This is a genomic window from Pseudobutyrivibrio ruminis CF1b, from assembly GCF_000424005.1.
GTDB lineage: Bacteria > Bacillota > Clostridia > Lachnospirales > Lachnospiraceae > Pseudobutyrivibrio > Pseudobutyrivibrio ruminis_C.
Genome location: NZ_AUJB01000017.1, coordinates 117445 through 130428 on the forward strand (window position 1 = coordinate 117445; position 12984 = coordinate 130428).

Annotated in this window: 12 protein-coding genes; 2 read left to right on the forward strand and 10 right to left on the reverse strand. The window is 40.7% G+C overall.

Annotated elements, in window-relative coordinates; translation table 11 throughout:
- Nucleotides 1–41 precede the first annotated feature (41 nt).
- Entirely contained in the window at nucleotides 42–2081 is a 2040-nt protein-coding gene (locus G592_RS0114020) for a beta-galactosidase (RefSeq protein WP_028248358.1), read from the forward strand.
- 109 nt (nucleotides 2082–2190) lie between these two features.
- Here the strand turns inward: G592_RS0114020 and G592_RS0114025 are convergent, their stop codons facing one another.
- From G592_RS0114025 to G592_RS0114050, 6 genes are all read right to left on the reverse strand, one after another.
- The gene (locus G592_RS0114025) at nucleotides 2191–2799 is read right to left on the reverse strand and encodes a hypothetical protein (protein ID WP_028248359.1); all 609 of its coding nucleotides are present in this window, start codon (nucleotides 2797–2799) and stop codon (nucleotides 2191–2193) included.
- Between the two features lie 156 nt (nucleotides 2800–2955).
- Nucleotides 2956–3744: a DUF4097 family beta strand repeat-containing protein gene (locus G592_RS0114030; RefSeq protein ID WP_028248360.1), complete on the reverse strand. Its 789-nt coding sequence runs from the start codon at nucleotides 3742–3744 to the stop codon at nucleotides 2956–2958.
- Between the two features lie 3 nt (nucleotides 3745–3747).
- Nucleotides 3748–4716 (reverse strand): permease prefix domain 1-containing protein, encoded by a 969-nt coding sequence (locus G592_RS0114035; protein ID WP_028248361.1) that lies wholly within the window; start codon nucleotides 4714–4716, stop codon nucleotides 3748–3750.
- A gap of 23 nt (nucleotides 4717–4739) precedes the next feature.
- The gene (locus tag G592_RS0114040) at nucleotides 4740–5081 is read right to left on the reverse strand and encodes a PadR family transcriptional regulator (RefSeq protein ID WP_028248362.1); all 342 of its coding nucleotides are present in this window, start codon (nucleotides 5079–5081) and stop codon (nucleotides 4740–4742) included.
- A 195-nt stretch (nucleotides 5082–5276) separates the two neighbouring features.
- Nucleotides 5277–5414 carry a hypothetical protein gene (locus G592_RS17745; RefSeq protein WP_176757570.1) on the reverse strand — a complete coding sequence of 46 codons (138 nt, stop codon included), beginning with the start codon at nucleotides 5412–5414 and terminating at the stop codon, nucleotides 5277–5279.
- A gap of 237 nt (nucleotides 5415–5651) precedes the next feature.
- Nucleotides 5652–8126: an endonuclease MutS2 gene (locus tag G592_RS0114050; protein ID WP_028248363.1), complete on the reverse strand. Its 2475-nt coding sequence runs from the start codon at nucleotides 8124–8126 to the stop codon at nucleotides 5652–5654.
- Nucleotides 8127–8337: 211 nt separating this feature from the next.
- Between G592_RS0114050 and G592_RS16645 the strand changes: the two genes are divergently transcribed.
- The gene (locus G592_RS16645; protein ID WP_051194940.1) at nucleotides 8338–9750 is read left to right on the forward strand and encodes a class I adenylate-forming enzyme family protein; all 1413 of its coding nucleotides are present in this window, start codon (nucleotides 8338–8340) and stop codon (nucleotides 9748–9750) included.
- 41 nt (nucleotides 9751–9791) lie between these two features.
- On the opposite strand, the gene G592_RS0114060 is transcribed toward G592_RS16645, so the two are convergent.
- From G592_RS0114060 to G592_RS0114075, 4 genes are read right to left on the reverse strand one after another with little or no spacing between them, the layout of a single operon-like run.
- Complete coding sequence (locus G592_RS0114060; RefSeq protein WP_028248364.1) at nucleotides 9792–10421, reverse strand: AAA family ATPase; 630 nt, start codon at nucleotides 10419–10421, stop codon at nucleotides 9792–9794.
- A 12-nt stretch (nucleotides 10422–10433) separates the two neighbouring features.
- Nucleotides 10434–11138 (reverse strand): ABC transporter ATP-binding protein, encoded by a 705-nt coding sequence (locus G592_RS0114065; protein WP_028248365.1) that lies wholly within the window; start codon nucleotides 11136–11138, stop codon nucleotides 10434–10436.
- Nucleotide 11139: 1 nt separating this feature from the next.
- Nucleotides 11140–11898 (reverse strand): ABC transporter ATP-binding protein, encoded by a 759-nt coding sequence (locus tag G592_RS0114070; protein ID WP_028248366.1) that lies wholly within the window; start codon nucleotides 11896–11898, stop codon nucleotides 11140–11142.
- Nucleotides 11898–12977, reverse strand: a complete 1080-nt coding sequence (locus G592_RS0114075) for a branched-chain amino acid ABC transporter permease (RefSeq protein ID WP_028248367.1) — start codon at nucleotides 12975–12977, stop codon at nucleotides 11898–11900. The genes G592_RS0114070 and G592_RS0114075 overlap by 1 nt, the downstream gene beginning before the upstream one ends.
- Between the last annotated feature and the right edge of the window lie 7 nt (nucleotides 12978–12984).

Here is a 12984-nt window from a genome sequence, read left to right on the forward strand (position 1 = left end):
ACATTTTATATGTTAGGATTTTCATATAAGGAGAAGTAACTATGAGTAAGATTTTATTTCCTCAGGTTAAAGGCATGCTCCACGGGGGAGACTACAACCCAGAGCAATGGCTGGACAGACCTGACATTTTAGAAAAAGATATTCAATACATGAAGGAGGCTGGCATAAACACAGTCACTATGGGTGTATTTTCATGGGCAGTTCATGAACCTACAGAAGGCAACATCAGCTTCGACTGGCTTGCTAAAATCATGGATAAGCTCTATGAAAACGGCATATATACAGTACTTGCCACTCCAACTGGTGCACGTCCTGCATGGCTTGATGAGAAATATCCTTCAGCTATGAGATGTGATGAGCGCGGCGTTAGAAATCACCACGGTGTACGCCATAATCATTGTATGCAGTCTCCAGAATTTAGGGAAAGAGTTCGCATTATGGACACTGCTCTTGCCCAGAGATTTGCCAACCATCCAGGACTTTTAATGTGGCACATTTCAAATGAGCTGAGCGGCTACTGCTACTGCGATACCTGTCGCAAGAAATTCCAGGAGTGGCTTGCTGACCGCTATGACCATGACATAAATAAGCTTAACAAAGCATGGTGGACCACCTTCTGGTCTCACACCTTCAATAGTTTTGATCAGATTGACCCACCTTATGCAAATGGTGAAAACTGCGTACTTGGGCTAAATCTTGACTGGAAGAGATTTACCACATGGTCTGCTACAGATTTCATGAGATTCGAGATAGATACTCTTCGTGCTGCTGGCGCAAAAGAGCCTACTACCACCAATTTCATGGAGATGTTCTACGATTATGATTACTGGTATATGAGCAAATTCATCGATGTTATCAGCTGGGATAATTATCCTGAAATACATAACAACCGGCAGTCAGACTCTGAACACCTTTTAGAGCGAAGCTTTAACCACGCACTATTTAGAAGTTTCAAGCCTGAGCAGCCGTTTATGATGATGGAATCAGCTCCTGGTCTTGTAAATTGGAGACCTTACAATAAATATCGTCGTCCTGGAATGCACAAACTGATTTCCATGCAGGCAATCGCAGCAGGCTCCGATACTGTTCAGTATTTCCAGATTAGAAAAAGCCGTGGCTCTTCTGAACAATGGCATGGTGCTGTCATCGACCATATTGGCACAAACGACACAAGAATTTTCAAAGAGGTAGCTTCTCTTGGCGCTGATTTGAAAAATATCTCAGAAATTACCGGCTCTGTTTCTGATAACAAAGTAGCTATCATTTATGATTGGGATAACCGTTGGGCCATTGATGATGCCTGGGCACTTGCCAATGAAACCAAGAAATTCGATGAGACCTGCATAAATATTTACAATGAATTCATGCATTTGGGCATTGAGCCAGATATTGTTTCTTCAGATAGTGACTGGAGCAAATATAAGGTCATCTGCGGACCAATGCTCTATGTTCTTCATGATGGAATCGGCCAGAAAATAAGTGATTTCGTCAGCAATGGTGGTGAATTTATGGCTACATATTTCACCGGCTATGTTAATAAGGATCTACTTGCAAATCTTGGTGGCTTCCCTGGTGATGGCCTGGATAAAGTCTTTGGTCTTCGTTCTGAGGAAATCGACACACTTTATGCTGAGGATCAGGTGACAATCAGGATTCGTGACAAGGCCAGCACAAGCACACATTCTGCTGCAGTCTATGATTATCAGGAGCTGCTTCGTGATGTTTCAGCTGATGTCATTGCTCACTATGAGAATGATTACATGGCTGGTACTCCCGCCATTACCTGCAATAAATATGGCAAGGGACACGCTTACTACGTGGCATGTCGCACCAATCAGCATGATATCGAATTCATTTATCGTGAGATGCTTGCTCATGCGGATATTCCATTTGCAAAGCTTCCTGAAGGTGTTGAAAAACACAGCAGGTATTCTGACGATACTGCATATGATTTCTATCTGAATTGCACTGAAGATGAAAAAACAATTACTGATGTTTCTGGTGTAGATTTACTTACAGGCTCTGAGGTAAGCGGCGAATTAAATCTTGGCAGATATCAGGTTGCAATAATTAAAAAATAGTAAACGTAAATTGAGCGAGGCTTTTTGGCCCCGCTCATTTTTAAAGGAGAACTATAATGAAAAATATTATAGAGAACTAGCACCTTTAAATATCTATCAAAATGTAGAATTAATTGAATTCTACAGAATCAATTATCATTGAAAGCTCATCGCTTACCATCATATCTACTTCTTCATCAGTTCCCATATACTCAACACACTCGAATAAAATAGTCTGTCCATTGTGCTCTACAACGATTGCTGTGTCGTATAAACCTAAGCCCTCTCCTACCTCAGATTCCATACAAACCCAATATGCGAACTTCTCATCTATAGTAAAAGGTCCTTCGTGAGTAGTAGCTTTATCACCCCACATTGCAACTAACTCATCTCTGGCTTCCTCTGTTGTCATACCTGTAAGTGTTGAAACGGTAACCATGCATCTGCCTGAGCAGTCGCCGGTGTAATCAAATCCTACGAAATCATTTCCTTCTTCTACCTGGAATACTTCTGAATTGTACTGAACTGTCCAACCTTCCTTACCTTCAAATGTCTTATATTCTGGGAGGCAATACTCTGTAACTGTTACATTCTCAAGCTCTGCTGCTGTTACTGTTGGAACATAATCATCTCCTGTTACTTCAAATACTTCTCCCTTGACTCCTGCAACTACTAACATTGATGTTATTGCTACAAGACCTAAGCTCATCATTCCTTTTACTAACTTTTCAAAACTCATTTCTTTGTCCTCCTAATACTACCTCTGTTTCCTCATCCCTTCCTTTATTCTGATGCCATATTATCATCCCGATTATCACACAAGTGTCACAGCAAAAATTAAATAAAAACGAGGCACCTATGATTAAAGCGCCTCGCTGTATTGCTATATTAAATATTATTTGCTGTTAACGTTGACACTGCCAAAAGCACAATCAACATCAATATTTTTTCTTTCTGTACTAGGAGCATCAATATCTACATCACCAAAATCGCATGCACACTCAATCTGGTCGTAAGTACCTGTAATATCAATATCACCTGCATTTGCACTTACCTCAGCTGACTTAGCTGTAGAATCCATAAGATTGAGATCACCTGCATTTGCATCGATACCAATTTTTTCTGCTGTCACATTCTTTACATCGATGTCTCCTGCGTTAGCATCAATATCAATCTTCTCAGCTGTAATATTATTAATATCGATATCTCCAGCATTTGCATCGATATCAAAATCATCTGCCTGAATATCCTTGATATCAATATCTCCTGCTGCAATGTCAATCTTTAGAGAGTCTAACTTTGTATTGTTTGGGACAACTATATCTAGCTTATAACCATCAAGGTTCTTCTTATGCTTAGCACTATCTTTCTGAACAATTGTAAGCTTTCCACCTTTAAGCTCTACAGTTGGCTCATACTTTTCAGGGAAGCTTGAATCTACAGAAAGCTGGCTGCCATACTTGATATTAATATCAGCTGCACTCATATCGATGACAATATCTGTTACCTTTTCATTTGAAAAATCATAATTCCTTGTCTCTGAATTTCCGTTGTGCCAGCCGTCACTGAACCAGCTAAAACCGCCAAAGTTCATAATGTGTCCCCACATAGCTGCCACTACAATAATTAGTGTAACCAACCATATTATAACTAAATATTTCTTAGTCCATTTCTTATTTTCCATTGCTTAATCCTCCTCCGCTGCCAATACAACCTCTAACAATCTGTGTGCGATTGCACCTATTACCCAAATCATCCATGTGATATGCCAATCCATAGTAACGAAACTGATAATAAGATATAAACAGGTAACTGTTGGCCAGTAAACTTCCATAACGCCCTCTGCAAATTTATTTACATACACGATATCACCTTTATCCTTTCCATAACTACCACTGATTGTCTTTGAATCATTAAGCTTTAAAACCTTTTCATAGCTTCCCATTACTGTAGTCGCATATATAATCAAGCAAACACCTGCACCTACGAAATAGAATAAGCAATTAGAAACGATATCAATATCAATTGCTGCTGTAGGAATCCATAATATGAATAACATAATTGCTACAGCAATCATTATTGCATGTGGAACTTTGAAGTCTCTCTTTTTGCTCTTTACCATATCTGCAGTAGAAAGGTCAATCTGGCAAAGCTCCTTATCTAAAAATCTCCAATCATTACCTCTGATGCCTGCAAATACAAATAATGCAACTGCAACTGCGATGCTGATAAACATTCCTGTTACACCAAGACCATCTCCTACCTCTCCTCTAAGAAGGAATTCAAAAAGAATTGGCCATGTAACTGATGTGATGCAAAGTAGCACGCCGATACCGATTAATAATCCATTTCCCTTCATTACATTTAAGTAATCCTCTACCTCTTCCATTCTAAGGAAGCGACGTGGCTTTGATTCTTCTCTCTCGTGTGTCTCCTGAAGCGCCTTTGTAAGTCCAAGATCCTCAGCAAGCTCATCGAGATTTCCGAACTCTGCAATAACTGTTCCAACTGCCTGATTTTCATTTACCCCATCAGCAATCATCTCATTAAATTTATCTTCCATCATAGAAAGCAACTCAGCCTTAGCTTTCTTAACCTCTGGAGTATTTGGCATATTTGCGAACATTGTCTCCAAATAGTTTTTTATTGTTTCCATATATGTTCTCCTATCTTCTCCTGTTATTGTTCTTCTATAAATCGTTCAATAACTTCTTTTGTTAGTTCCCACTCTTCACATTTCTCTCGGTAAAAATCTTTACCAGCGTCTGTGACTCTGTAATAAGTTCTCTTTTTTCCGTTCCCCTCTGGATCCGGGTCTGCTACGAAGGATTCTATGTATCCGTTTTTCTCCATTCGGGTGAAGGCCGAATAAAGTGTGGTCTCCTTGATTATGTATTTCTCTTCTGAGATTTTCTTTATCTGCTTTGAGATTTCATAACCATAGGATGGCTCTTTAATAAGGATGCTAAGAATCATGGTGTCGTTGTAGCCTCGGATTACGTCACTACTGATTTCGCCCATATTAACCTCCTTTATCTGTCGTACTATGTCTATCGTACTTTGCGTGTCGTACTACGTCTGATGAAGTATTTCATCTGTTGAAGTAAATATACTACGACAGACAAAGTATGTCAACACCTTTTTGTAAAATTTTTTTTATACAACAAAAAAGCTATCTGAAACTTTCGTTCCAGATAGCTCAATGTGCGATACTTTTTATACTGCATTCACTGCAACAACTCTAAGCTCATTGCTTGAGATAAACTCTGTTTTAATCCCCACTCTGTTAAGCTCAAAAGCCTTTCTAAAAACTTCCTCCAATGTTGCACACTTAATGATTTCGCCGATCTTCATTTTCTAACTCCTCCTCGTAATTTGTTTTCACTAGTCTTTTTATCGGACGTGTTCTTTTTTTCTTTAGTCCTTTTTACAAAAAAAAATATATCATAACTTTTATCACACAAGTATCACACTAAAAATGGCCAATCTGTTACAGTCACAAGCCATAATATTTCTACATTCAGCTGAAGAAAGCTTCATTTAAGAAATATTAGAGCTTGTTACCTACAGATTGGCCTCAATATTCTACATTTATTTAAAAGTTACAATCGTAACGCCGGCGTCGCCTTCTCCGAATTCTCCAAGGTGGAATTCAGCTACATTTTTACATTTGCGAAGGTACTGCTGCACACCAGCTCGGAGGGCTCCGGTACCCTTTCCATGAACAACTCGAACTGAGGTAAGGTGGCTGATGTATGCATCATCAAGATACTTCTCCAGCTTTGCGATACCTTCATCAACTGTGCATCCAAGAAGATTAATTTCTGGTGAAATAGATGCTGCCTTATTGAATCCGCCGTAAGTCATATTCTTGACTCTTGTGCCCTTCTTAGGAACAAACTTATCCTCTTCCTCTATAAGCACAAGGTCCTTGATATTTACAGTGGACTTCATAATACCCATCTGTACTGTCACATCGCCCTTAGCGTTAGGAGCGGTACAAACATTTCCTGTGAGATTCATAGAAAGTACCTTTACCTTGTCTCCCACACGGAGATTTGTAGGTACGTTGTGGTTCTCCTGAACCTCCTGCTTTTCCTTGGCCTTGCTCTTAGCTTTGTTGATACCCTGACCAAGGGCTGCACGCTTAGCCTCCATGGCAGAAATATTTCCGCCACCCTTGCCAAATTTATTAAAGTCGCGAATGGTCTCATCCGCAATGTCCTTGGCCTCCTGAAGGATAGCTGCTGCATCTTCGTGTGCCTGACGGATAAGTTCCTCACGCTGAGTCTTAATCTTCTCTTCTTTTGCTGTAGCACTGGCAAGCTTTGCCTCTGCCTCTTTTAAAGCTGCGGCTGCCTCTGCTGCATCCTCCTCTACCTGATGACGCTTCTGCTCCAGATCAACCATCAAATCTTCAAAAGACTTGTCATCCTCTGACAATCGTCCCTGGGCATCCTCAATTAAGTCTGCTGGAATTCCAAGCTTAGAAGAAATAGCAAATGCGTTAGACTTTCCAGGCACACCAATAATTAAGTGATATGTAGGGCTGAGGGTCTCAAGGGAGAATTCACATGAAGCATTCTCAACACCCTCTGTTGAAAGAGCATATACCTTAAGCTCACTGTAGTGAGTGGTAGCCATAGTCCTAACATCTAATACATGAAGTCTGTCTAAAATAGACTGGGCAAGGGCTGCACCTTCCTTAGGATCTGTACCAGCACAAAGCTCATCAATAAGGATAAGGAACTGTGGAACTTTCTGCTCCTCCTTTGTTCCGTGAATTACCTTTGAATGTACAAAGTCCTTCTTATTTTCTGCATTAAGCTTCTCAGTCTCCTTTGAGTAGCTTCCACCATTGATTGCTTCTAAAATGTGGACAATGTTAACCATATGAGATGAGAATGTGGAAAGTGACTGCTCGATAGACTGCTCGTCACCAATATCTGCATAAACATCATCAAATACTGCCACCTGGCTTCTATCCTTTGCAGGAATATGAAGACCAGCCTGTGCCATGAGTGTAAGAAGACCACATGTTTTAAGTGAGACAGTCTTACCACCAGTGTTAGGACCTGTAACAAGAAGAAGATTGTAATCCTCTCCAAGTTTAATATCTGTAGCAACAACCTTCTTAGGGTCAAGAAGTGGATGTCTTGCTCCGCGAAGGTTAATGATTCCATCCTCATTAAACTCTGGGCTGCTTGCGTTAAGCTCGATTGCATAACGGCCCTTTGCAAGAATGAAATCAATCTCTGTAAGCAATTCGTAATTACGAATTATTCCTTCAGAAGCATCAGCTATCTTATTTGAAAGAATAGCAAGGATACGCTCTATCTCATCCTGCTCACGTACCTGTAGCTCGCGCATCTCATTATTTAAATCGACAGCCTGCATAGGCTCAATAAAAAATGTAGAACCTGTTGAAGACTGGTCATGAACCATACCTGGCACTCTTGATTTGTAGTCAGCACGGACAGGTAGACAGAATCTGCCACCTCGAACTGTAACTACTGGCTCCTGCAAATAGCCTCTTGTAGTGCTGTTATTAAGCATGGAATTCATTACGCTCTTAATCTTCTCATTAGTGCGCTGCATTCCCTTTCTGATATCGTAGAGGGCTGTGCTGGCATCATCTGCGATTGTCTCCTCATCGATGATACATCTTCTGATTTCATTTAGAATCTGCACCTCTGGAGAAAGGCCATTGAAATAGAAGCTGAGGGCATCCTCTTCCTCCATCTGCTTGCCGTATGCAGCCACGCGCTTTGTAACCTCAAGAACATTTGCCACTGCAAGAATCTCCTCAATGCTCAGAGAAGAACCAAGCTCTAATCTGGCAAGTGACGGACGCAAATCAGTGGTACCGCTGGCGCTTACATCTGAAAACTTTACAAGACGATTAAAAGCGCAGGCAGTCTCCTGCTGCATCACCTTGATTTCCTCGATATCGTTAATAGGAAGAAGCTGCTTACAACGAAGCTTTCCTGACTCACATGTAGCCAGCTCCGATAACCTGTTTATTATCTTGTCATATTCTAGTGTTTTTAATACTTTTAAGTTCATAATTCACTCCGAAAATAAAAATTACCTGTGATGACCTCAATCATAAGGTTTTTATTATAAAAATGCAAATTAATACACACATTATCCTGTATAATTTCGGCATTTTTATTATTTCATATTTCCTTGACAACAGTTATAATGTGCGCGTTATTTTTTATACTTATTTATAATTGCGGAATTATAAGTATTTTAAGTTTTAAGGGAGAATGAAATGGTAGAATTATTGAAACTTATTGAGAGCTATGGAGATGCTCCAGCTTTCAAAAACTTGGCTGGTGAAAACAGCTTTGAAGTTACTTACAGACAGTATCTTAACAAGATGAAGGCTTGTGCTTACAACCTTCAGCAGACTTTCGGTGATCTCACAGGAAAGCACATCGGTATCATGGCCGACAGCAATTACGAGTACACAGTTATCCTCGGTGCTGTTCTTTTCAGCAGAGGCGTCCTTGTACCTGTAAACTTCTTCGAGACTCCAGAGAACATCGAAGCAGCTATTTATCGTTCAGATTTAGATGGCTTCATCGTTGAAGAAAAGTACAGAGAAAAGGCTGTTGGCAACTTCACTATTGCGGATAAGGATGAAATCCTTAAGGAAGGTAACGGCAGCATTGAGCTTAAAGACTTCACAGAGGAAGAGAAGAACAACCTTGCTCTTATCATCTTCACATCTGGTACAACAGGTCTTTCAAAGGGCGTTATGCTTTCAGTTAAGAACCTTTTAGGTTTTGAGGCTACAGGTCACAACAATGATTACTCAGAGGATGCAAAGGGTGCTGCTGGACTTAGAATATACAACGTATTCCCATTCTATCATGTTGCGGGTATTGTAGGATGGCTTTACAGAATCGAGCAGAGAGCTACCACATATCTCAGCGCTGATCCAAGAAATGTACTTTCAGATCTTGAGGGTGAGCAGATTGATGTTGGTCTTGTTACTCCTGGTATCATGAATCTCTGGGAGACATGTATCAAGAAGGGCAACATGGACCGTTTAGGTGGTCTTAAGCTTGTTCTTACAGGTGGCGCTAAGCCTGATGTTGATGTAATCAACACATTCCTTAGCAACGGTATCGGATTCGGTCAGTACTACGGTTTGACTGAGGCAAGCGGTAACATCACATGTAACTTCGACGTTGCAAATCACCTTGAGTCAGTTGGTCGTATGGTTGACGGCTGTGAGGTTGTTTTCATTGACGGCGAGATTTGTATTAAGTACTACGGTGTAATGCTTGGCTACTACAAGGATCCAGAGGGTACTGCAGAAATCCTTGATGAGGACGGTACTCTTCACACAGGTGACCTTGGTTATCTTGATGAAGATGGATTCCTTTACATCACAGGTAGAAAGAAGAATCTTATCATCCTTTCAAGTGGTGAAAATGTTAGCCCTGAAGAGCTTGAGAAATTCGCTTACGGCTGCCCAGCAGTAAAAGAGTGTAAGGTATTCGCAAACAACGACAGAATTAACATCGAAGTATTCTGTGAGCAGGATGCTCAGGAAGAAGTTAAGAATCACATTGCTGAGATTAACAAGAAGCTTCCTATCTTCAAGAGAATTTACAACGTAGAATTCCGTGATGAGGAATTTGAAAAGACAGAGCTTGGAAAGATTAAGCGATAAAAATATAAGGGTTGGAATTGCTCCAACCCTTTTTTTTACTTCTAGATTTCTCTATTTTTAATTTCAATGTAGGATTTCACTACCTCGATAAGTCTGTCATAATCCATGACGCCTGTATCCAGACAGAAGTCATAATTTCTGGCATCATTCCAGTCACGACCTGTGTAGTACTTGTAGTAATCTGCACGGTGCTTATCGATATCATGCATGCGCTTAATAAGCTCTGCATCTGTTCCGCTTACCTGTCTGCGCAAACGTGTCAGGCAATCTTCTTCTGATGCATAAAAGAAAAGGGAAAGCACATATGCCCTGTCCTTCAAAATGTAGTCCGCGCATCGACCTACGATAATGCAGCTTTGTGTGTTTGCAATTCTCTTGATAACATCTGCCTGAAGCTCAAACAGATTGTCATCTGATGTAAAAGCTGCATACTCTGGACTTAATGGAAGTCCCTTGTAATGAGCCTTGGCAGAAAGGAAAATCTTTCTAACGTGTTCATCCACCTCACCGAACAACTCCTCGTTTATTCCGCTTTGGTCAGATGCCATTCTAAGAATCTCTCTGTCATAAACTGGAAGACCCAATTCTTTGCCAAGCTTCTTCGCAAGAGTAAGACCTCCCGAACCATAACTTCTAGCAATACTAATAACTAGCTTCTTTTCATCCCCCATGATGAAACCTCCCTATTCTCCTAGATATGCCTTCTTGATAGAATCATCATTCATAAGAGTTTTGGCATCTCCAGAAAGTACGATGTTCCCCGTTTCCAATACATACGCACGATCTGCAATAGCAAGTGCCTTCTTTGCATTCTGCTCTACAAGAAGTACTGTGGTGCCTGCCTTGGAAATCTCCTGGATGATATTGAAAATCTCTTCCACGTAGATAGGTGAAAGTCCCATTGAAGGCTCATCCATAAGGATAATACGGGGCTGGCTCATAAGAGCTCGACCCATGGCAAGCATCTGCTGCTCACCGCCTGAAAGGGTTCCTGCCAGCTGATTCTGACGCTCCTTCAAACGTGGAAAGCTTTCGTATACACGATCAAAAGCATCCGCGATTTCCTTCTTGTTACTTCTAGTATATGCTCCCATTTTCAAGTTTTCAAGCACTGTTAATCCAGGGAAAACTCTTCGTCCTTCCGGAACGTGAGCCATTCCCATAGATACGATTTTATGGCCTGGAACCTTTGTAATATCAACGCCTTCCAACAGGACCTGACCTGAAGTAGGCTGAAGCATTCCTGATATAGTCTGAAGAGTGGTGGTCTTGCCTGCGCCGTTGGCACCGATTAATGCTATTACCTCACCCTCATTGACTTCAAATGAAATCCCTTTAAGGGCTTGGATTACTCCATAATTTACAACTAAATCTTTTACTTCTAACATACTATTCTCCTAAATATGCCTTAATAACCTCAGGATCATTTAACACCTCACTGGTGCGTCCCTGAGCTAATACTCGTCCAAAGTTTAATACTGTAAGCTTCTCGCAGATTCCTGAAACAAGCTTCATATCATGTTCGATAAGAAGGATTGTCACACCAAACTCTTTTCTGATAAGTGCAATGGTGTTCATCAAATCGCGAGTCTCATTTGGATTCATACCTGCTGCAGGCTCATCCAAAAGAAGAAGCTTTGGATTTGTGGCAAGTGCTCTTGCGATTTCAAGCTCTCTCTGCTTTCCATAAGGAAGATTAGATGCAAGAATATCTGCTGAAGAATCCAGTCCAAATACTGAAAGAATCTCCAGTGCCTTTTTATCCATTTCCTTTTCTGTAGCAAAATACTTTGGCAATCTGAAAATGCCTGTAGCTGTGCCATATTCAAAGGAATTATGTAATCCGATTTTTACATTATCAAGTACACTCTGGTCTCCGAAAAGACGAATATTCTGGAATGTACGAGCTACACCAGCCTTATTAATATCAGCCGTCTTCTTACCAGTAACATCCTTATCAGCAAGGAAAATCTTGCCATCTGTAGGTTTGTAAATACCAGTAAGCATGTTGAAAACTGTAGTCTTTCCTGCACCGTTTGGTCCGATTAATCCATAGAGCTCTCCCTCCTCAATAGAAAGATTGAACTCGTCAACTGCTCTAAGACCACCGAAGGAAATGCCTAAATTTGTAACTTCAAGTAAGCTCATTACTGCACCTCCTTCTTCTTAAATTTACCAAGTATGGCTGCTGCTGTAAGACCGTGGTCATCTCTCCACTTAAGGATACCTGGTGCCCAGTTGAAGAGCATCAGTACAATCAGCACGATTGAGTAAATAAGCATTCTGTATGTAGAAAGTCCTCGAAGGAGCTCTGGAAGCATTGTAAGAACTACTGCTGCAATTACTGAGCCAGAGAAGTTTCCGATTCCACCAAGAACTACATATACAAGTATCATGATAGACATGTTGTAACCGAAGTTGTTTGTTGTAGCTGTCAGGGAATTGATGTTGTGAGCATAAAGCACTCCACCGAGACCTGCGATAGCTGCTGATATCGTAAATGCGATAAGCTTGTACTTTGTAACTGGAAGACCTACTGTCTCAGCTGCGATCTGATTATCGCGAATGGCCTTTACAGCACGTCCTGTTCTTGAGTTTACAAAGTTGTGTGTAATTACAAGTGCCAGAATCAAAAGTAATACTGCAATTGTAAATGTAGACTGACGTGGTGTTCCTGTAATACCCTGTGGGCCATTGATAAGCATTTTTCCATCAAGTTCCAAGCCAAGTGAAAGCTGATCCTTGATTGAAAAATGGATTCCCTTTGAATCCTTACCAATATACATTACGTTGATAACATTTTTGATAATCTCTCCAAAGGCAAGTGTAACAATAGCAAGGTAATCACCTCTTAATCTAAGAACTGGAATGGCAATTAAGAATCCAAAAAGGGCTGCCATAGCTGTACCGATTACAAGGGCAAGGATAAATCTAGGTACATCAGGAATAGTCTCCTGAGTGGCACGTGAGAAGAATGCCGATGTAAACGCACCTACGCACATGAATCCTGCGTGACCAAGGGAAAGCTCTCCCAAATATCCAACGCAAAGATTAAGCCCTACTGCAACAAGTGAATAGGCACATACTGGAACAAGAAGTCCCTTCATAAGTGAGCTTAAATTTCCTGTGCTGTCCATAATAGACATAACAATATAAAGAACGATAATTACAGCAATTGATGTAATCAGCTTCTGTGTAGATTTGTTTAAATTCTTGTATAAATTCATCGTCGCC